14 protein-coding genes are annotated in these 19,731 nt (G+C 69.3%); 9 read left to right on the plus strand and 5 right to left on the minus strand.

What is annotated here, in order from left to right:
- Nucleotides 1–1,317 precede the first annotated feature (1,317 nt).
- The 3 genes from VNR19_RS11390 to VNR19_RS11400 all read left to right on the plus strand — a co-directional run bounded on the left by VNR19_RS11390 (nucleotide 1,318) and on the right by VNR19_RS11400 (nucleotide 3,805).
- Nucleotides 1,318–2,388, plus strand: coding sequence for a ParA family protein (locus VNR19_RS11390; RefSeq protein ID WP_414684155.1), 1,071 nt, complete (start codon nucleotides 1,318–1,320; stop codon nucleotides 2,386–2,388).
- Nucleotides 2,388–3,347, plus strand: a complete 960-nt coding sequence (locus VNR19_RS11395; protein ID WP_325726828.1) for a ParB/RepB/Spo0J family partition protein — start codon at nucleotides 2,388–2,390, stop codon at nucleotides 3,345–3,347. Before VNR19_RS11390 ends, VNR19_RS11395 begins: the two co-directional genes overlap by 1 nt.
- A 110-nt stretch (nucleotides 3,348–3,457) precedes the next feature.
- Nucleotides 3,458–3,805 carry a tryptophan synthase subunit alpha gene (locus tag VNR19_RS11400; protein WP_325726830.1) on the plus strand — a complete coding sequence of 116 codons (348 nt, stop codon included), beginning with the start codon at nucleotides 3,458–3,460 and terminating at the stop codon, nucleotides 3,803–3,805.
- Between the two features lie 87 nt (nucleotides 3,806–3,892).
- Here the strand turns inward: VNR19_RS11400 and trxA are convergent, their stop codons facing one another.
- The 4 genes from trxA to VNR19_RS11420 all read right to left on the minus strand — a co-directional run bounded on the left by trxA (nucleotide 3,893) and on the right by VNR19_RS11420 (nucleotide 9,203).
- A complete protein-coding gene (gene trxA, locus VNR19_RS11405; protein ID WP_325033005.1) occupies nucleotides 3,893–4,216 on the minus strand; it encodes a thioredoxin in 324 nt (107 codons plus the stop codon).
- A gap of 92 nt (nucleotides 4,217–4,308) precedes the next feature.
- A complete protein-coding gene (gene trxB / locus VNR19_RS11410) occupies nucleotides 4,309–5,298 on the minus strand; it encodes a thioredoxin-disulfide reductase (RefSeq protein WP_325726944.1) in 990 nt (329 codons plus the stop codon).
- A gap of 93 nt (nucleotides 5,299–5,391) precedes the next feature.
- On the minus strand, nucleotides 5,392–6,984 hold the full coding sequence (gene murJ / locus VNR19_RS11415) for a murein biosynthesis integral membrane protein MurJ (RefSeq protein WP_325726832.1): 1,593 nt from the start codon (nucleotides 6,982–6,984) through the stop codon (nucleotides 5,392–5,394).
- Nucleotides 6,981–9,203: a DUF6049 family protein gene (locus VNR19_RS11420; protein WP_325726834.1), complete on the minus strand. Its 2,223-nt coding sequence runs from the start codon at nucleotides 9,201–9,203 to the stop codon at nucleotides 6,981–6,983. Before VNR19_RS11420 ends, murJ begins: the two co-directional genes overlap by 4 nt.
- Nucleotides 9,204–9,306: 103 nt before the next feature.
- On the opposite strand from VNR19_RS11420, the gene VNR19_RS11425 reads away from it, so the two are divergent.
- The 6 genes from VNR19_RS11425 to VNR19_RS11450 all read left to right on the plus strand — a co-directional run bounded on the left by VNR19_RS11425 (nucleotide 9,307) and on the right by VNR19_RS11450 (nucleotide 18,224).
- Nucleotides 9,307–10,854, plus strand: a complete 1,548-nt coding sequence (locus tag VNR19_RS11425) for a DUF7059 domain-containing protein (protein ID WP_325726836.1) — start codon at nucleotides 9,307–9,309, stop codon at nucleotides 10,852–10,854.
- A 317-nt stretch (nucleotides 10,855–11,171) separates the two neighbouring features.
- On the plus strand, nucleotides 11,172–12,599 hold the full coding sequence (locus tag VNR19_RS11430) for a CCA tRNA nucleotidyltransferase (protein ID WP_325726838.1): 1,428 nt from the start codon (nucleotides 11,172–11,174) through the stop codon (nucleotides 12,597–12,599).
- Between the two features lie 121 nt (nucleotides 12,600–12,720).
- A complete protein-coding gene (locus tag VNR19_RS11435) occupies nucleotides 12,721–14,355 on the plus strand; it encodes an ABC transporter substrate-binding protein (protein WP_325726840.1) in 1,635 nt (544 codons plus the stop codon).
- A gap of 122 nt (nucleotides 14,356–14,477) precedes the next feature.
- Entirely contained in the window at nucleotides 14,478–15,569 is a 1,092-nt protein-coding gene (locus tag VNR19_RS11440) for an ABC transporter permease (RefSeq protein ID WP_325726841.1), read from the plus strand.
- Nucleotide 15,570: 1 nt separating this feature from the next.
- Nucleotides 15,571–16,563, plus strand: a complete 993-nt coding sequence (locus VNR19_RS11445) for an ABC transporter permease (protein WP_325726843.1) — start codon at nucleotides 15,571–15,573, stop codon at nucleotides 16,561–16,563.
- Nucleotides 16,563–18,224 (plus strand): ABC transporter ATP-binding protein, encoded by a 1,662-nt coding sequence (locus VNR19_RS11450; protein ID WP_325726844.1) that lies wholly within the window; start codon nucleotides 16,563–16,565, stop codon nucleotides 18,222–18,224. The genes VNR19_RS11445 and VNR19_RS11450 overlap by 1 nt, the downstream gene beginning before the upstream one ends.
- Before the next feature lie 260 nt (nucleotides 18,225–18,484).
- Here VNR19_RS11450 and VNR19_RS11455 read toward each other — a convergent pair whose 3' ends face one another.
- The gene (locus VNR19_RS11455; protein WP_325726845.1) at nucleotides 18,485–19,693 is read right to left on the minus strand and encodes a hypothetical protein; all 1,209 of its coding nucleotides are present in this window, start codon (nucleotides 19,691–19,693) and stop codon (nucleotides 18,485–18,487) included.
- Nucleotides 19,694–19,731 lie beyond the last annotated feature (38 nt).

Below are 19,731 nucleotides of genomic sequence, written 5' to 3' on the forward strand. Positions count from 1 at the left end.
ATCGTGGGGTGCGACGGTCATCGTCGTGGTTCCTTTCGAGATGGATGTGAAGAGTTCTCTCGAAGGATCACGCGGTGACCGTCGCTACGTCCGCAGCGACACGGTCACCCGATCCGTACACCACGCTATTGGACGCAACCGACGGGACATCTCAGCGACCACCACGGCCAGGCTTCGCTACAGCGCCGTCCTCTCACCCGGACTGCCATGAGAAGAGTGTCATGCGAAGAGTGTCATGCGACGGGAGGGCAGCTCCTGCCTGGATAGTGTGAGGAGAGGTGCCGCGACGACGCGCCCGCATCGAGATCCACAAGTCGCGAGAGGTGATGTTTCACGTGAAACGAGGATTGTGGGCCTCGATCCTGCGACTCTTCGGCGTTGGTTCGAAGAACAAGGCCGCGGACAGTCAGCCGACGCATCGACCGGTGACGCAAGCGGATCACCGGCAGTCGTCCGAGGGACCAGCCGCGGAATTGAGCGGAGCCGAACAGGGAATCTCGCCCTGGAGAACCATCCGCGGTCGCCGATGAGGCGAAACCGCTCGCGGAAAGAAGCGCGGGCGCAGCATCGACACCGGACGCATCAGGCGTGAACGACGAGCAGCTTCGCCCGAAAGCTTCCGCAGCCGCTGACAACGCCACGGCAACAGGTGGCGACGCATCGTCCTCCGAAGACGTTCCCACCGGGGGCGGAGACGCGGAACCCCGCGAGGAGCAGCCTGACTCAGTGAACCCCGGCGCCGACGATGACGCGGATGCCGCCCGAGAGCAGCACGCTTCGTCAGAACGACCCGCCGACGAAGGGGGAGTCGTCCCGGTCCCGATGACCGTGGGCTCCGCGGCTCTCGTGGCCGCCGTGGAGTCCGACGAAGCCACGAGCCCTGACGCGAACGACGGTGATGTCACCGACGATGATTCGGCGCCGGCGGGACGGGCGGTTGAACCGGCAGGTCGCGACGAGTCAGCGGCGGTAGAGGACGACCGTCAATCGCCGGCACCAATGGGTGAGGGCGGCGACGCGCCAAGCGCGGGGACTCCCGCAGGCGCTGCCGAAGAAGATTCCGCAGCCCCATCGGTGGCGGGTGAGCTGACCGGGACTGACGAGGACGTCTCGCGCGACGATTCGAACAGCGCCCTCGAAGTCGAGGAGTCGCCGCTGCATGACGGTCAAGACGGCGTGCCGGTTCCTGACGATCGACTCGGGATCGAAATCGGCCGCGGAGACGGGCTCGGCGAAGACATCGGTGGCGAAGATCGGGCCGAGGTCGCGGTTTCCGGGTGGGCGGCTCATGAGTGGCGGCTAGAGTGGAAGGCGGCCATGGACGAGCGCGAAGAAGAGGTGTTTCACGTGAAACCACCCGAGGACGCCGACGCCGCGGCATCCTTCTCGATCGACGACGAAGACACCCCGCTCGCTCGCGAACTCGCCTCACTGACGGCCCGCCGCCGCGCTCTCGACGACGTTTCGCTCGACCTGAGCGGCCACAGGACGCGCGTCCTCACCATCTCGAACCAGAAGGGCGGCGTCGGCAAGACGACGACCTCGGTGAACATCGCCGCAGCGCTTGCAGACCTCGGCGCGCGCGTGCTCGTGATCGACCTGGACCCCCAGGGGAACGCGTCCACCGCACTCAATGTGCCGCACAACGCCGACACCCCCAGTGTGTACGACGTGCTGATCGACGAGTTTCCCCTGGCCGACATCATTCAGGTGAGCCCTGAGTCTCCGAATCTGCTCTGCGCCCCGAGCACGATCCATCTCGCGGGCGCCGAAATCGAGCTGGTGTCGCAGGTCGCCCGTGAGCACCGTCTGCGCACCGCCCTTGACGACTACCTCGCTTCGTCGGAAGAGCGTCTCGATTTCGTGCTGATCGACTGCCCGCCGTCGCTCGGTCTGCTGACGATCAACGCTTTCACCGCGGCCCAGGAGGTCTTGCTCCCGATTCAGTGCGAATACTACGCACTCGAGGGTCTCAGCCAACTGCTCGCAACGGTCCGCATGATCCAGAAGCACCTGAACCCTGAGCTGCGACTTTCGACGATCCTGCTGACGATGTACGACGGGCGGACCCGTCTCTCCCAGCAGGTTGCCGAAGAGGTACGGGCGCACTTCCCCAACGAGGTGCTGAACAGCGTGATTCCGCGCTCCGTGCGCGTTTCGGAGGCTCCCAGCTTCGGCCAGACCGTCATCGCATACGACGGGCAGTCCGCGGGTGCGGTCGCGTACCGCGAGGCGGCCGTCGAGATCGTCGCACGAGGTGAAAGCGGCCTGCTCGCCGGCAGCGACGCCGAAGCCGCACTCGGCGAGGCTGTCGGCGAAGAGAGCATCGACGAAGCCGAGTCGGCCGTCGCCGAGAATGAGCACGTCTTGAGTGAAGGAGGCGCCTGATGGCGAAGCGCACTGGTCTGGGTCGCGGGATCGGCGCCCTCATCCCGACGGCCGAGCCGACCGAGGTGCGTCCGAGCGACGTGTTCTTCCCACGGACGGTCGCCGAGGACGACGTCCCGTCGTCGGCCGAGCTCGAGGAGCTGGTCGAGGTTCCGGGCGCCCGGCTGGTGCACATCGACCCGAACGCGATCGTTCCGAACCCCCGCCAGCCACGCACCAACTTCGACCCCGACGACCTCGCTGAACTCGTCCACAGTGTGCGCGAGTTCGGTGTGCTGCAACCGGTCGTCGTGCGCGACAAGGGCGACGGGACGTACGAGCTCATCATGGGGGAGCGCCGCACCCGAGCTGCCCGCGAGGCCGGCCTCGAGTCGATCCCCGCGGTCATCCGCGACACGGCCGACGAGCACCTCCTGCGCGACGCGCTCCTCGAGAACCTCCACCGGTCCGAACTGAACCCCCTCGAAGAAGCATCCGCGTATCAGCAGCTCCTCGAGGACTTCGGCATCACGCAGGAGGAGCTCGCCGCCCGCATCGGCCGCTCGCGTCCGCAGATCAGCAACACGATCCGCCTTCTCAAGCTGCCGCTGCCCGTGCAGCAGCGTGTCGCCGCCGGCGTGCTGTCGGCCGGCCACGCCCGCGCGATCCTGTCCCTCGACTCGCCCGAGGCGATGCAGCGCCTCGCCGACAAGATCGTGAACGAAGACCTGTCGGTGCGCGCGGCAGAGCTCGCCGCCAAGAGTCCGAATGCGGGCACCCGACGCGTCCCCAAGCCGCAGCCGGGAAGCCGCCAAGCGCACCTGAACGAGGTCGCCGCGCGCCTCGGGGACCGGCTCAACACGCGCGTCAAGATCTCGCTCGGCGCAAGAAAAGGCCAGATCAGCATCGATTTCGCGAGCATCCAGGATCTGAACCGGATCCTGGCCGAGATCGGCGAATCGGAGTACGGGGCGCTCTAGCGGCACTCGCCGCCGACTCGGCGCGACGCCGGGGGACGAGAAGGCGACGACTTCTCCGCTCGCCCGCCTGCGTCGGCCGCAACGTCGCCGGGAGCGCTTACGCTTGACCAATGACGACGCACGAGCAGACGCCGCGCAAGCGGGCGAGTCTCGAACTGCTCCGTGCGGAGGCGACCGACGAGTTGTCGGTCCTCGTCGACGAGCGGCTCCGCGCCGGTGAAGATCCGTGGGAGTTCATGGAGGATCTGCCCACGGTCGATGAGCTGGTCGTCCTGATGCTGCGGGCCGAGAACATCGCCGCCAACGGCGGCTCGATGCCCAACGCCGCGCGGCACTATCGAGTGCTTCGACAGATCGCGCTCGACTACCCACCGCTCACGCGGGCCGTGTGGCGTTTGCTGGGGGAGACGGGCGCCCCACGCCGGTGGGACGCCGTTGTGCGGGTCGACGCCTCGTAGCCGCGATTCGGGCGCCGGCATCCGGCATACGAAAGCCCCGGCCAGCGAACGCTGACCGGGACGAATCCGTCTGTGCGACCGGAGATCTCAGCCGATGAACTCGGCGAGGTCCTGCTCGAGCGCGAACTTGGGCTTGGCCCCGATGATCGTCGTCTTGACCTCACCGCCCTGGAACACCTTCATGGCGGGGATCGAGGTGATCCGGTACTTCATCGCCAGGTCGGGGTTCTCGTCGACGTTGAGCTTGAGGATAGTGATCTTGTCGGGGTGCTCGGACTGGATCTCGTCCAGGACGGGCGACACCATGCGACACGGGCCACACCACTCGGCCCAGAAGTCCACGAGCACGGGGCCCTCGGCCTGAAGCACGTCCTGCTCCCACGTCGCGGACGTCGTCGCCTTGGCGGTCATATTCTCTCCTTCGATCGGAAGTCAGTCTCTGTGATAACGCGTTCGGCATCCGGATTGTTCCGGTGCGCCGGCCCGCCCGCACGCGGGGGCTGTCAGACGGTCGCGTCGGCTCCTGCGAGGTTCTCGATCTGGTCGCCGTGCACATCGGGCGCTCCCGCCTCACCGAGCGCGGCGAGGTAGTGCTCGACGTCGAGCGCCGCGACTGTGCCGCTTCCGGCGGCCGTGACCGCCTGACGGTACGTCGGGTCGATGACGTCCCCCGCCGCGAAAACACCCGGAACGGACGTGCGCGACGACCGGCCGTCGACCCACACCGTGCCCTCGGGCGTGAGCTCGAGCTTGCCGTGCACGAGGTGGACGCGAGGGTCGTTGCCGATCGCGACGAACACGCCGTCGAGCGCGAGCTCCGACGTGGAACCGTCGACCGTGTTGCGCAGCACGACACCGGTCACCGCATCGTCGCCGAGGATGTCGACGACCTCGCTGTTCCAGACGAACTCGATCTTCTCGTTCTTGAACGCGCGCTCCTGCATGATCTTCGACGCGCGCAGCTCGTCGCGGCGGTGGATGACGTAGACCTTCGACGCGAACTTCGTGAGGAACGTCGCCTCCTCCATCGCGGAGTCGCCGCCGCCGACGACCGCGATGACACGCTCGCGGAAGAAGAAGCCGTCGCACGTGGCGCAGTACGACACACCGCGACCGGACAGACGAGACTCGCCCTCGATGCCGATCTTGCGGGGCGCGGAGCCCGTCGCGAAGATGAGCGCGTCGGCCTCCTCGACCTTGCCCGAGCCGAGCTTGACGCGCTTGACCGGTCCGTCGATGTCGAGCTCGACCGCGTCGTCGTAGAGGATCTCGGCGCCGAATCGCTCGGCCTGCTCCTGCATCTTCGTCATGAGGTCAGGGCCCTGGATGCCCTCGGGGAAGCCGGGGAAGTTCTCGACGTCGGTCGTGTTCATCAGCTCACCGCCGGCCTCGACCGAGCTGGCGACGACGAGCGGGTTGAGGTTCGCCCGAGCCGCATAGATGGCTGCGGTGTAACCCGCCGGCCCCGATCCGATGATGATGACCTGACGCACGAGCGCCCCTTTCATGGTTCCGGATGGTTCAACACATGGTAGCCGCGCGGCATTCCGGGTCCCTGAAGGCGTTCCACGGGACGAAAACCACGCTCAGCGGCGGATGACGCGCCGCACGACCTGCGTCGCCACTGCAAGCTCGGGGGCTCGCAGGAGGGCGAGCATGCCGACGTACACGGCGATGGACACGATCCCGATGACCGCGGCGCCGACCGCCCCGAGGAGCTTGTCGGATGCCGTCCATCCGTCGACACCGCCGAACAGCACGAAGACGAGCCATCCGACGGCTGCCGCCGGAATCGCGGCCAGCGTGAACCGCCCGAGAGAGAAGAGCCACGATGCCGTGCCGATCCGCCCGAGCTTCCGCTCGAGCAGCCACGTCGCGATCACGACCTGCACGATGCTGGCGAACGACTGGCCGAGCGCGACGCCCGCCGCGAGGTGCTCCACGGGCAGAAGCGCCTGCGCGAGCCACGCGGTGGTGATGACGAGCGCGCACTGCACGATCGTGAAGAAGAACGGCGTGCGTGTGTCGTTGTAGGCGTAGAAGGTGCGCTGCACCACGAACAGCACCGCGAGGGGGATGAGTCCCACGAGGAAGCACACGAGCACGACCGCCGCACCGACCGCCTCGTCGCGGCTGCCGGTGAAGATGCGCGACGCGGGCACGGCCGCCGCGGCGAGAGCGAAGGTCGCGATCACGATGAAGACCCCGAGGGTGCGGATGCTGCGACCGATGTCGGCTCGAACGTCATCGCTGCGTCCCTTGGCGGCGTGCTCGCTCAGCTGCGTGAAGTACGGCGTTCCGATCGAGAGCACGATGATCGAGTACGGGAGCATGAACAGCAGCCACGCGTTCTGGGACACGAAGATGCCGGGATTGCGCTCGGCGGCCTCCGACAGAACCTGCGACTGGATCAGGCCCGCGATCTGCCCGGCGACGACCATGAGGAACGTCCACCCCGCGAGCCGCCCGATGTGGTTGAGGCCGACACCGCGCCAGCGGAAGTCCGGCCGCACGTGCAGACCCGTACGCCGCCAGAACAGCAGCAGGATCAGGGCCTGCACGACGATGCCGGCTGTGGCTGTGCCGCCGAGGAGCGCGATCATCTCGGGCGTCCATTCGCTGACGGCTTGGGTCTGCCCGAAAAGAAGGATGAAGACGATGAAGCCTGTGATCGAGACGACGTTGTTCACGATCGGCGCCCACGTGAACGGCCCGAACACCCGTCGTGCGTTGAGGGACTCGCCGACCAGCGCGTACAGCCCGTAGAAGAAGACCTGAGGCAGACACCAATACGCGAACGCGGTCGCGAGCGCCTGCTGCTCGGGCGGGAACTCGGGGGCGTAGAGCTGCACGAGCCACGGTGCCGCGACGACTGCGACGACCGTGACCGCCAGGAGTGTGACCGTGCCGAGCGTGAAGAGCTTCGAGATGAACGCGCGGCCGCCGTCGTCGTGCGCGGCCGCCTTCACGATCTGCGGCACCACGACCGCCGACAGCAGACCGGTCGACACGATCGCGTAGATGTTGTTCGGCAGCTGGTTCGCGATCGCGAAGGCGTTGCCGGCTCCCGACGTCGCGCCGATCGCAGACACCAGGACGATCGCCCGGAGGAATCCCGTCAATCGTGAGACGACGGTTCCGGCGCCGATGAGCGCGCTCGCGCGACCGATTCCGCTCACGACTCCGCCTCGCCGTCATCACGCGGGGCGGATGCGCCGCCGGCGGCGCGGGTCGCCGCATCCGCCTTCCGCTGTCTCGCCCGCAGGACCGTGCGCACGACACCGAGGCCGAGGAGGGCCGCGACCACGATGCCCAGGGCGACGGTGCCGACGGTTTCCCATTCGGCGCGCACCCATACGTCCGCGGACTGCGGATCGCCGATCTGCTCGAATGTACGGCTGCGCAGCTGGAGGTCGACGGTCACCTCTCCGCTCCCGACGCGGGCTTGCACAGGCACCTCGACGCGCGTGTTGCTCGCCGCGCCCGCCGTGACCTGGGTCGCCTCCTGCACGTCGAGGCGCAGGTCGTCGGGCGAAGCGTAGAGCACGACGTTGACGGGATACGGGAGCTCGTTGCGCACCCACACCGGCACGCCCGCGCCGTACGTGAAGAGCTGGATCGTGCTGGGCGGGAGGATTCCGACCGAGTCGAGCCGCGTGCGCGTCTGCTCGCGGTTCTCGGCGAGCGCGACCTGCCACGACGTCGGGTCGGGGAGCCACCCGTTGCCGAGCAGCTGCAGCACCTCGGCTCGCTGCGGACCGGTGAGCAGCGACGGATCGTCGAGGATCGTCGCGAAGCGCGCGACCTCGTTCTCGTCGGCCGTGAGTGCCGACACCGCGTCGGTGCGGACCTGATCGGGCTCTGCGTCGGTGAGCTGCGCGGCCCGAGGCGGCTCGGCGGTGAGAAGGGGGAGCGACGCCTCGGCCGCGCGCGGCGCATCCGCCGCCGCATTGATCGCGGCGCGCATCGAGGTGTGCGAGCGATCGGCACCGCGGTCGAGCGTCACGAGGATCGACGCGCCCGCGGACTCGGCCATCGCGAACGCGAGGTACGCGGTCGCTGCGGTGAGCGGCGCGCCCCGACCGGCCGTGCCGTCGAACGACGAAGCGGCATTGAGGGCAGCCGACACGTCCGCGTCGTACACGAGCAGGTCGGCTTCGCCGGATGCCGCGTGAGCGGTCACCGTTCCCCCACCGCGCCCGGCGGCGGTGTCGGTCGACGAGAGGATCGTGAGGGCGGGATCGTCCTCGGTGCCCAGCGCGGCGAGGGCGTCCACGACCGCGGCGCTCGCGGTGCCGGTCGCCGGCCAGTACACGTTCGAACGCGAAGCGCCGACATCGAGCAGCTCGTCGAGAGTCGGGAGGACGGGCGCATCCGGGTCGGCCGTGGGCGAGGGGCTCGCCTCGGGAGACGTCGTCGGCGACGGGCTCCCGTCAGGGGTGGGCGACGGTGTGGGCGCCGGGAAGTCCGTCGTGTTCATGTACGCGGTGAGCGACGTCGGCGCGAGCGGCTCGATGCCGGCGTTGACCTGGGCGGCGACATCCGCATCGCCGTACTGCAGCGCGAAGCGCGCGTTGGGGAGCGCCTCGAGGCGCTCCAGCCAGGCGAGGGCGGATTCCGGGGCGGCGGCGCCGAGCACACGGATCGCGGCGAGGATCGCCGGGTCGACCGCGAGGATCGCGGACGTGCCCGTCACCCCGTCGAGCTGGTTCGCGAGCGATCCGCCCGGCGCCGTCAGCGCCTCGAGCTCGTCGGCGGAGAGCAGCCCCTCGGCGAGCGGCGGCGCCGTGATCGGAACGAGCACGCCCACACCGACGGCGGGCGACGCGTCGTCGGGGACGATCATGGCGCTCGTCGAGACGAGAGGGCCCGACGGGAGCTCGTACGTCGCGACGAGCGGGTACACACCGGGAGCCAGACCCGTGAGAGCCGCGTGATCGGCGGGGACGGCGATCGCGGCGGACTGCTCGCCGCCGGGTGCGACCGCGTCGAGGACGATGTCGGCGGCCGGCGCGACCGTGACCCCGTCGGTGTCGCCGGCGAGCCACGCGCGCAGCGCGGTGCGGCTGGGGAGGGCGTTGCGGCCGAGCGACAGGGTGACCGCGCTCGCCGACACGGAGAGCGGAGTCTCATTCCGGACGGAGACCGACACGGTGAGCGCCTCGCCCGGCCGCACGATCCCGTTGCCGACGGGGGCGAGCGTGAACACCGTCTCGCCGGTGCTGGTCGGGGTCGGAGTGGGGGTGGGCGAGGAATCCGCCGCCGCCGTCGGCGCAGCGCCCGGGAGCACGATCGCCATGACGAGCGCGAAGACCATGCCGACCACTGCGAGCGCGCCGGCGCAGCGTCGGCGCGCCGGGCGTCCGGGTGATCCCGGTGCAGGGGAGGTCACGGTCATGCTGGGGGGTTTCGCTCGTGTGCGATTCACGACCGCACGATCTCGTGTGATTCTACGGGTCGGGGTCGGGCGCACCCGGTGAGGCGGGGCGGATGCGGGTTGAATGGACGCCGTGACGCCGAACCCCGACCCAGAGCTCTGCCGCACGCTCGCCGAAGACCTGCGCGATGCGGGGTACACCTCGGAGGCCGTGCGGTCCGGCTGGGGTGCGGCGGCCGATGATGCCGTCGTGCGAGGACTTCGCGGACCGGCGCTGCGCGGCCTCGCGGGTCGCGACGACGCGGTGGCGGTGCTGTCGCGCCTGTTCGTGCTCGGAATGCCGCAACCCGCCCACCACGTAGAACGGGCGCTCCCGCGCACAGGGGTCGAGGGGCTCGGGGCTCTCGGGCTCACGGAGGTCGTGAGGGCGGGAGACGCAGATCCCGATGTCCGGCCCCTCGCGCTCATCCGACCGCAGTCGTTCTCCGACGCCCGCGGCGACGGGGAGTGGTGGATCGCGAGCGACCTCGACGAGGCCGCGCTCGGCGGCCCGCTTCCGGAGGACCACGTGCTCGGTGTCGGGGGCGCGTCGCTCACGCTCGCGGCGATACAGCTGCCGACGCCTGTCGCGCGGGCGCTCGATGTGGGCACCGGATGCGGCATCCAATCACTCCGCGCGCGCCGGGCCGCGTCGCACGCGGTCGCGACGGACATCTCCGATCGCGCACTCGCCTATACCCGGATGAATGCCCTGCTCAACGGCGTCGACGGGATCGAGACGAGAAGCGGCAGTCTCTTCGAACCGGTGCGCGGCGAGGTGTTCGACCGCATCGTGTCGAACCCGCCCTTCGTCATCACGCCCCGGCGTGACGACGTGCCGGAGTACGAGTACCGCGACGGCGGCATGGTCGGAGACGATCTCGTCGCCGCCTTCGTCAGACAGGCGGGCGAGCATCTCGCGCCGGGCGGCGTCGCACAGCTGCTCGCGAACTGGGAGAGCCGCGACGGCACGCCGGGCCTCGACCGCGTGCGCGCGTGGGTCGAGGCATCCGCGGTCCCCCTCGACGCATGGGTCGTCGAACGCGAGTCGCTCGACCCGCTCGCGTACGCCGAGCTGTGGGTCCGCGACGGCGGAACCGTGCCGGGCACGCCGGCGTTCGCGCGACTCATCGACGCATGGCTCGACGACTTCGCGGCGCGCGGGGTCACCGAGATCGGGTTCGGTTACGTGCTGCTGCGGCGTCCGGTCGAGGGGGTTCCGACGCTCGCGCGGTACGAGAGCGTCGCACAGGCGGTGCCCGACCAGGCGGGGCTCGGCGAGCATCTCGCGGCGGCGCTCGCCGCCCACGATCGGCTCTCGGGGCTCGATGACACGGGGGTTGCGGCATCCGTCTTCTCGGTCGCCCCTGATGTGACAGAGGCGCGGCACCATCGTCCCGGAGAGGCCGATCCGACCGTCATCGAGCTGCGTCAAGGAGGTGGGTTCGGCCGAACCTTCTCGGTCGATCCGGCACTCGCGGCGCTCGTCGGAGCGTGCGACGGCGACCTTCCCGCCGGCGCGCTGATCGATGCGATCGCGGAGCTGCTCGACGCGGATGCCTCTGCACTTCGTAAAGAGCTGCTTCCGCGCGTGCGTGAGCTCGTGTTCTCAGGCTTACTGATTTTCGCCTGATCAGAGTGGATAGCGGCCCCTCCGTCCGACGGGGCGTGGCGATGTATACCAAACCTTTACAAAAGAAGCATTGACGCGGGGTGCCGGAGCACGGCAATATCTCGGCTCAGGCGCGCCGATCAGGTGCGTCGAGGCGTCGCATCTCGTACTGGGGAGTTCGAGTGGGTGCGGCGCTCTCTGGGAAGGGCTCGGGGGTGCGGGAAACATAGACCACGCCGCCGACGGGCCGGCAGCCGACCCGACGGTGACGGGCATCCCGTCGGCGGCGGCGGCTTCGCAGCGCCGGGGCGACGCGGACCTCTCGGTAGGCTCGATCCATGCTCAACATGGCCGAGGGCATCGCGCGCCTCGGCGCGCTCGCCGAGTCTCCCGTCGTCTCCACGCTCGGCCGTGCGTTCGCCGATGCCGGGTTCGAACTGGCGATCGTCGGCGGGCCCGTCCGGGACGCACTCCTCGGCCGAGACGTGCACGACCTCGACTTCACGACCGACGCGCGGCCCGACGACATCCTCCGCGTCGTGAAGCCGATCAGCACCGCGCAGTGGGACATCGGCCGCGACTTCGGCACGATCGGCGCGCGCGTGCGGGGCGAGCAGGTCGAGGTCACGACCTTCCGCGCCGACAGCTACGACGGCGTCACACGCAAGCCCACGGTCGAGTTCGGCGACACCCTCGAGAGCGACCTCGTGCGCCGCGACTTCACGGTGAACGCGATGGCGCTGCGCGTTCCCGGTCGCACGCTCGTCGACCCGACCGGCGGCGTCGAAGACCTCGTCGCCGGGCGGCTGCGCACGCCGGTCGACCCCGCGGTGAGCTTCGGCGACGACCCGCTGCGGATGCTGCGCGCCGCCCGCTTCGCGTCCCAGCTGGGCTTCCAGGTCGACCCCGACACCGAGGCGGCGATCGCCGACCTGCGTCAGACGCTGTCGATCGTGAGCCCCGAGCGCATCCAGGGCGAGCTCGTCAGGCTGCTGCAGACGGACGACCCCGTGCGCGGCATCCGCATTCTCGTGGAGACCCACCTCATCGACGAGTTCCTTCCCGAGATCCCCGCGCTCCGCCTCGAGGTCGACGAGCACCACCACCACAAGGACGTCTACGAGCACACGCTCACGGTGCTGCGTCAGGCGATCGAACTGGAGAAGGCGAGGAACCCGGATGCGGCACCCGACGTCCCACTGCGCCTCGCTGCGCTGCTGCACGACATCGGCAAGCCCGCGACCCGCCGGCTCGAGCCCGGTGGCGGGGTGACGTTCTACCACCACGACCTCAAGGGCGCGCGCATGGCGCGGAAGCGCCTGCAGGCACTGCGGTTCGACACAGACACGATCAACTCCGTGGCGCGGCTCATCGAGCTGCACCTGCGGTTCTTCGGCTATGCCGAGGGGGCGTGGACGGACTCCGCGGTGCGACGCTACGTGCGCGACGCCGGTCCCGAGCTCGAGCGCCTGCACATCCTGACGCGCGCCGACGTGACCACGCGCAATCGCCGGAAGGCCGCGCGCCTCGCCTCCGCGTACGACGACATCGAGCGCCGCATCGCCGAGCTGGCGGCCCAGGAGGAGCTCAACGCGATGCGCCCCGAGCTCGACGGGAACCGCATCCAGGAGATCCTCGGCATCAAGCCCGGGCGCGAGGTGGGCGAGGCGTACCGTTTCCTTCTCGACCTGCGCCTGGATGAGGGACTGCTCGGCGAAGAAGAGGCGGAGCGGCGCCTTCGCGCGTGGTGGGCCGCGCGCGACTGATCGGTTTCAGTCTGGTTACGAAATCTTCACCGGATTTCCGGATACGCCTGGTCGGAGAGAGGATTGCGGGTGGACCGCGCCTACCCCGCACGGTCGTCCCCAATCAGCAGAGGTGTACAGAATGTCACTGCATCACAGCGCGCGCGGCCGACTCGGCCTCGCGATCGGGGCGCTCGGCGCCTCGGCCATCCTCCTCGCCGGCTGCGCCGGCGGTGGCGGCGGCAACGGCGGCGACGGCGACGCGTCGGGTGAGCCGATCATCGTCGGCACCACCGACAAGGTCACCACGCTCGACCCGGCCGGCTCGTACGACAACGGCTCGCTCGCGGTCCAGACCCAGGTCTTCCCGTACCTCGTCAACACCGACTACAACAGCACCGAGGTCGTGCCCGACCTCGCCGAGTCGGCGGAGTTCACGTCCGACACCGAGTACACCGTGACGCTGCCCGAGGGCCTCAAGTGGGCCAACGGGAACGACCTCACGTCGTCGGACGTCAAGTTCTCGTTCGAGCGCAACATCGCGATCGCCGACCCGAACGGCGCGTCGAGCCTGCTGTACAACCTCGACAGCATCGAGACGCCCGACGAGACGACGGTCGTCTTCAAGCTGAAGTCGCCCAACGACCAGGTGTTCCCCTTCATCCTGACGAGCTTCCCCGGCGCGATCGTCGACGAGGAGGTCTTCTCGGCCGACTCGATCACCCCCGACCAGGACATCGTCGACGCGAACGCCTTCGGCGGCCCGTACTCGATCACGTCGTGGGACTTCAACAAGACCGTCGAGTTCACGCCCAACGAGAACTACCAGGGTCTGCTCGACGCCCCCGCCAACGAGGGCGTCATCCTGCAGTACTTCGCGGAGTCGTCGAACCTGAAGCTCGCCGTGCAGGAGGGTGACGTCGACGTGGCGTACCGCAGCCTGTCGGCGACCGATGTCGACGACCTCTCGGGCAACGACAACGTCCAGGTCATCGACGGCCCCGGCGGCGAGATCCGCTACATCGTGTTCAACTTCAACACGCAGCCGTACGGCGCGACGACGCCCGAGGCCGACCCGGCCAAGGCGCTCGCGGTGCGTCAGGCGATCGCCGACCTCATCGACCGCGACGAGATCTCGGAGCAGGTCTACAAGGGCACCTACACGCCGCTGTACTCGTACGTGCCCGAGGGCTTCGCGGGTGCGATCGAGGCGCTCAAGCCGCTGTACGGCGACGGCAACGGCGGCCCCGACGTCGAGAAGGCGGCTGCTCGCCTCGAGGAGGCCGGCGTCGAGACGCCCGTCGCCCTCAGCCTGCAGTACAGCCCCGACCACTACGGCCCCTCGTCGGGTGACGAGTACGCCATGGTCAAGTCGCAGCTCGAGGAGAGCGGCCTGTTCACCGTCGACCTCAAGTCGACCGAGTGGGTCCAGTACTCGGAGGACCGCACGTCTGACGTGTACCCCGCGTACCAGCTCGGCTGGTTCCCGGACTACTCCGACGCCGACAACTACCTGACGCCGTTCTTCCTCACGGAGAACTTCCTGGGCAACCACTTCAGTGACGCCCAGACCGAGGAGCTCATCCTCGCGCAGGCCGTCGAGACCGACCCCGACACGCGCACGCAGATGATCGAAGACATCCAGTCGCGCGTCGCCGAGCTGCTCTCGACCCTGCCGCTCCTCCAGGGTGCTCAGGTGGCCGTTGCGAGCACCGACGTCGACGGGGTCATCCTCGACGCGTCGTTCAAGCTCCGCTTCGCCCCGATCACCAAGTAAGGCTGCGGTGCAGTCGATGGGGCGGTCCGCTCGCCGGGCCGCCCCATCGCCGTGCGGCCGGGGGTCCGACGCCGAGGCATCCGCCCCCTTTCCCCGTGTTCTCCGATAGATAGGCTCCACCCATGACCACGAGCGAGGTCGCACCCGTCGATCAGCCGCCACCCCTGCTTGCCGCATCGCGGTCGAAGTCGGGAGGAGGCAAGCTCGGTCGCTACCTCCTCACGCGGTTCCTCCTCATCTTCGTGACGGTGGCGATCCTCGTGACGGTCGTGTTCTTCATGATCCGCCTCACCGGAGACCCGATCACCGCCGCGCTCGGCGGGCGACTCCCCGCCGACCAGCTAGCCGAGCGCATCCGCGAAGCGGGCTTCGACCGGCCGATCATCGTCCAGTACATCGAGTACCTCGGTCAGATCTTCACGGGCGACTTCGGCACGACCCTCACCGACCGTCAGCCCGTCATCGACGTGCTCGTCCGTTACGGCACCGCGACGGCCGAGCTCGCGTTCTACGCGCTCATCGTCGCCTTCGTCGTCGGCATCCCGCTCGGCCTCGTCGCCGCGGCCAAGCGCGACAAGGCGCCGGATGCCGCGCTTCGCGTCGGGGCGATCCTCTTCTACGCCACCCCGGTGTTCTTCTCCGGCCTCGTGGCGAAGCTCATCTTCTCGGTGTGGCTCGGGTGGTTCCCCGTCAGCGGCCGCGCAAACGTGCGGACCGAGATCGCCCTCAACCGCAGCGGCGGGTCAGGCTTCTACATCATCGACGCGATCGCGTCGGGCAACCCCGCCTATGTGCAGGACGTCCTCGCCCACGCGGTGCTGCCCGCCATGACGCTGGGTCTCGCGATCGCGGGCGTCTTCCTGCGCCTCGTGCGCACCAACGTCATCGGCACGTTCAACATGCCGTACATCGACGCCGCCCGCTCGCGCGGCGTCTCGGAGTACCGCCTCGTGCGCAAGCACGCCTACAAGCCGGCGCTCATCCCGATCGTGACGGTCATCGGTCTGCAGATCGCGATCCTGCTCGCCGGCGCCGTGCTCACCGAGACGACGTTCGAATGGCAGGGCATCGGGTTCCAGCTCGCCCGCTACCTCGCGGCGCGCGACTTCGTCGCGGTGCAGGCGATCGTCGTGATGATCGCGATCATCGTCGCCGTGACGAACTTCATCGTGGACGTCATAGCCGCGTTCCTCGACCCGAGGGTGAGGTACTGACATGGCAATGCGCGGATTCTTCGACCGCCTGCCGGTCGTCCACCAGCTGCGTCAGAGCGTCGGCCTCCAGCGGGGCATGCTCGTCGCCGGCCTCGTGCTCGCTCTCGTGTTCCTGCTCGTCGCGCTGCTGGCACCGTGGCTCGCTCCATACAGCTACAACCAGCTGCGTGGGCCGGACGGTCTGTTCGGGTCGCAGCAGCCGCCGAGTCCCGAGCACCTGCTCGGCACGACGGTCGGCGGGTACGACGTGCTCTCGCGCACGATCTGGGGCGCCCAGACCGCGCTTTTCGTCGTGGTCGTCGCGATCCTGCTGTCGGTGTTCATCGGCATCCTGCTCGGTCTCATCTCCGGATACGTCGGCGGGTGGCTCGACCGCGTGCTCGTCGTGATCGCCGATGCGATCTACTCGTTCCCGTCTCTGCTGCTCGCCATCGTCGCAGCGATCGCGGTCAGCGGCGGTCAGTCCGGTCTCGTCCCCGGTGTCCTGTCGGCGGCGATCGCGATCACGGTCGTCTTCATCCCGCAGTACCTGCGCGTCGTCCGCGCCGAAGTCGTGCGCGTGAAGTCCGAGGCGTTCGTCGAGTCGGCCAAGGTCATCGGCGCCAGCACGTGGCGCATCATGTTCCGCCACGTGCTGCGCAACTCGACGCGCTCCCTCCCGCTCATCGTGACGCTCAACGCGTCCGAGGCCATCGCGACGCTCGCCGCCCTGGGCTTCCTCGGCTTCGGCATCGAGCCGACGGCCGCGGCGGAGTGGGGCTACGACCTCAAGGAGTCGATCGGCGACGTGTCGGCCGGCATCTGGTGGACGGCGATCCCGCCGGGCACCGCGATCGTGCTGACGATCCTCGGCATCACCCTCATCGGCGAGAGCCTCAACGACCTCGCCGACCCGCGCCTGCGCGCGCGCCGCCGCGCGGCGAAGCAGACGCCCGCCGACGCGGTGGCCGCGAGCCAGCCCGTCGCGCGCGAGATCATGGGAGAGGTGGAGTGATGACCGTGGCATCCGATTCCGTCGCGGTCGAGATCCGCGATCTCGACGTCACCTTCGCAACCGACGCCGGCGAGGTCCGGGCGGTGCGCGGCGTCTCGCTCGACGTGCGCCGCGGCGAGGTGCTCGCGATCGTCGGCGAGTCCGGCAGCGGCAAGACCGTGACGTCGCGCACGATCCTCGGCCTCCTGCCCGAGACCGCCACGATCGGCGGCGCGGTCATCCTCGACGGCACCGACGTGGCGAAGATCGACAAGAAGAAGCTGCGCGAGATCCGCGGCTCCAAGGCGGCGATGATCTTCCAGGAGCCGTCGACCGCCCTCAACCCCGTCTTCACAGTCGGATGGCAGCTCGCCGAGGGGTTGCGCGCGCACGGCAAGTACTCGAAGGCCGAGGCGAAGGCGAAGGCGATCGAGATGCTCGGCCGAGTCGGCATCCCCGACCCCGAGCGCCGCGTCAACGACTACCCGCACCAGTTCTCGGGCGGACAGAAGCAGCGCATCGTCATCGCGATGGCGCTCGCGCTCGACCCGACGGTCATCATCGCCGACGAGCCGACGACCGCGCTCGACGTGACCGTGCAGGCCGAGATCCTCGACCTGCTGCGCGACCTGCGCGACCAGTTCGGCACCGCGATCGTGCTCATCACGCACAACATGGGCGTCGTCGCCGACCTGGCCGACCGCGTCGCCGTGATGCTCGAGGGCGAGGTCGTCGAGACCGCTCCGGTCGGCGAGATCTTCGCCGCGCCGCAGCACGAGTACACGAAGCGCCTTCTCGCGGCGGTGCCGCGTCTCGAGATCGCCGACCGCACGCTCTCGGCCGAGGAGGCAGCCGGCGAGCCGGTCGTGGAGGCGACCGACCTGGTGATCGAGTACGCGGGCCGGTTCGGCCGCTCCGCGTTCCGCGCCGTCGACCGCGTGAGCTTCCGGATCCGCCCCGGCGAGGTGCTCGGCCTCGTGGGCGAGTCCGGTTCGGGCAAGACGACGATCGGCCGCGCGATCGCGGGTCTCACTCCGGTCGCCGGCGGCTCGCTGCGCGTGCTCGGTGTCGAGATGAACGGCGTGAAGGAGCGCGAGTTCCGCAAGCGTCGCAGTGAGCTCGGCTTCGTCTTCCAGGACCCCGCAACGAGCTTCAACCCGCTCCTCACGATCGCGCAGAATGTGGCCGAACCGCTCATCGTGCACGGAAAGGCGACGGATGCGGCATCCGCCCGCCCCCGCGTCGCGGAGCTGCTCGACGCGGTGCAGCTCGGCGACTCTTTCGGCGACCGCTTCCCGCACGAGCTCTCGGGCGGTCAGAGACAGCGCGCCTCGCTCGCGCGGGCGCTCGCGCTCGACCCGAAGCTGCTTATCGCGGACGAGCCGACGAGCGCGCTCGACGTGTCGGTGCAGGCGCGCGTTCTCGACCTCTTCGGCGACCTGCAGGAGCGCTTCGGGTTCGCGACGCTGTTCATCACGCACGACCTCGCGGTCGTCGACCTCCTCGCGCACAGCATCGTGGTGCTGCACCACGGGCGGATCGCCGAGGCGGGCCCGACGTCGCGTGTGCTGGGCGCCCCGGCCGATGCCTATACGCGTCGCCTGATCGCGTCGCTTCCGGTGCCCGACCCGATCCAGCAGGCTGCGCGTCGCGCGGAGTGGCGGGAGGCATTCGGACGCTGAGCTCCCGGTCGCCGAGCGAGCGCAGCGAGACGAACGGACGCCGAGCGAGCGCAGCGCGACGAACGGACGCCGAGCGAGCGCAGCGCGACGAAGCGCGCTCCACCGGCGGCATCCGCCGCCCCGCCGAGATCAGGACATCTGGCGCAGTCAGGAGAGTTCCACGCGAATCTTCCTGTCTGCGCCACATGTCCTGATCCGGGCGGGTTGGTGACGCAGCGCGCGGCGTCGGTCGGTGGCGGCGCGGCCGGGCGTGGCGGGTCTCAGCGGAAAAGCCCATTGGACAGGCCCCCGCCGAGGACGTTCATCACGAACCAGAACACGAGCACCCCGACGATGAGCACCCACGCGAGCGACGTCCGACGTCGCAGCCGGCGCCCCTCCGGGGCGACGCCGGGCGGAGGGGGCGTGAGCACCTGGTGGGGAACCGCGAACGGCACCGAGTCGGCCGCGGTCGTGAGGGAGTGCGCGCCTGAGTCCGAGCCGGTCGCCGCGTAGCCGCTCGCCGCTGCGGCGCGGGTTGCGGCATCCGCCCTCAGTCTGTCGTCGCGCCAGCGCGCCCACTGCGCGAACTTGTCGAGCAGCGCGCCCACTGCCGAGAAGAGCCACGCCCACGTCGCCGGATCGAGCGTCGACAGCGGGCGTTTCGCATAGAGGAAGAGCCAGTCGTCGACGATCTCGACATCGAGCGCCGCTGCGTTGTCGATGAACCGTGCCATGATGTCGGGTGTGAACAGGTACAGGGCATCGCGCTCGTAGCCCTCGGGGCAGTACAGCGAGAAGTACCGGTCGAAGTCGCCCTCGAGGCTGAGGCGTTGGCTGGACTTGAAGGCGGCGGGCAGGTTCGATCCGAACACCGCGTTGTTGCCCTTCGCGTCGAGCACCATATGCGGCAGCGGAACGTCGAGCTTCACGGCGACGTACCCCCAGTTGTGCGTCGTGCGGTTCTTGCCCGATCCGGTGACGTACCGGTAGTTCGCGAACTCGACGAACCGCGGACGATGGCCTCGCACGAGGTCCGTCGCGACACGCGAGTCGCCGATCGAGAAGATCATGCCCGGCAGGGGCGGTGCCGCGTGCTGCGGCTCGAACGTCATGCCGTTCGCGCGTGCGAAGCGGTCGAGCCGATACCAGCGCTCGCGGCGTTTGCGCTGGCCGAGCACGGACGTGAAGACGATCGCGACGGCGACGACCCCGATGAACACGAGCGGCAGCACCATCGGCAGAAGCGTGGCGATGCCGCCCGGCTCCGATGAGGCGAGGGCGCTGAAGACGGCGGTGAAGACGCCGACCACGACTCCGCCGAACATCACGAAGAAGAAGAACGCGATCACGACGACGACGATCGTCGCGCCGGAGAAGCCGCTGGGGACGCGGCCCGACTCGCGCAGACTCCGCGCGAACTGCGAGACCGCCGCCCGATCGACCGGCTCGGTGAGGGGTCGGGCGTCGAACGGGATCGGCGAGCTCATGCCGCCACGGTACCCGGTCGAGTGCGGCAGGATCGGAT

Source organism: Microbacterium sp. (genome assembly GCF_035556355.1).
Classification (GTDB): domain Bacteria; phylum Actinomycetota; class Actinomycetes; order Actinomycetales; family Microbacteriaceae; genus Microbacterium.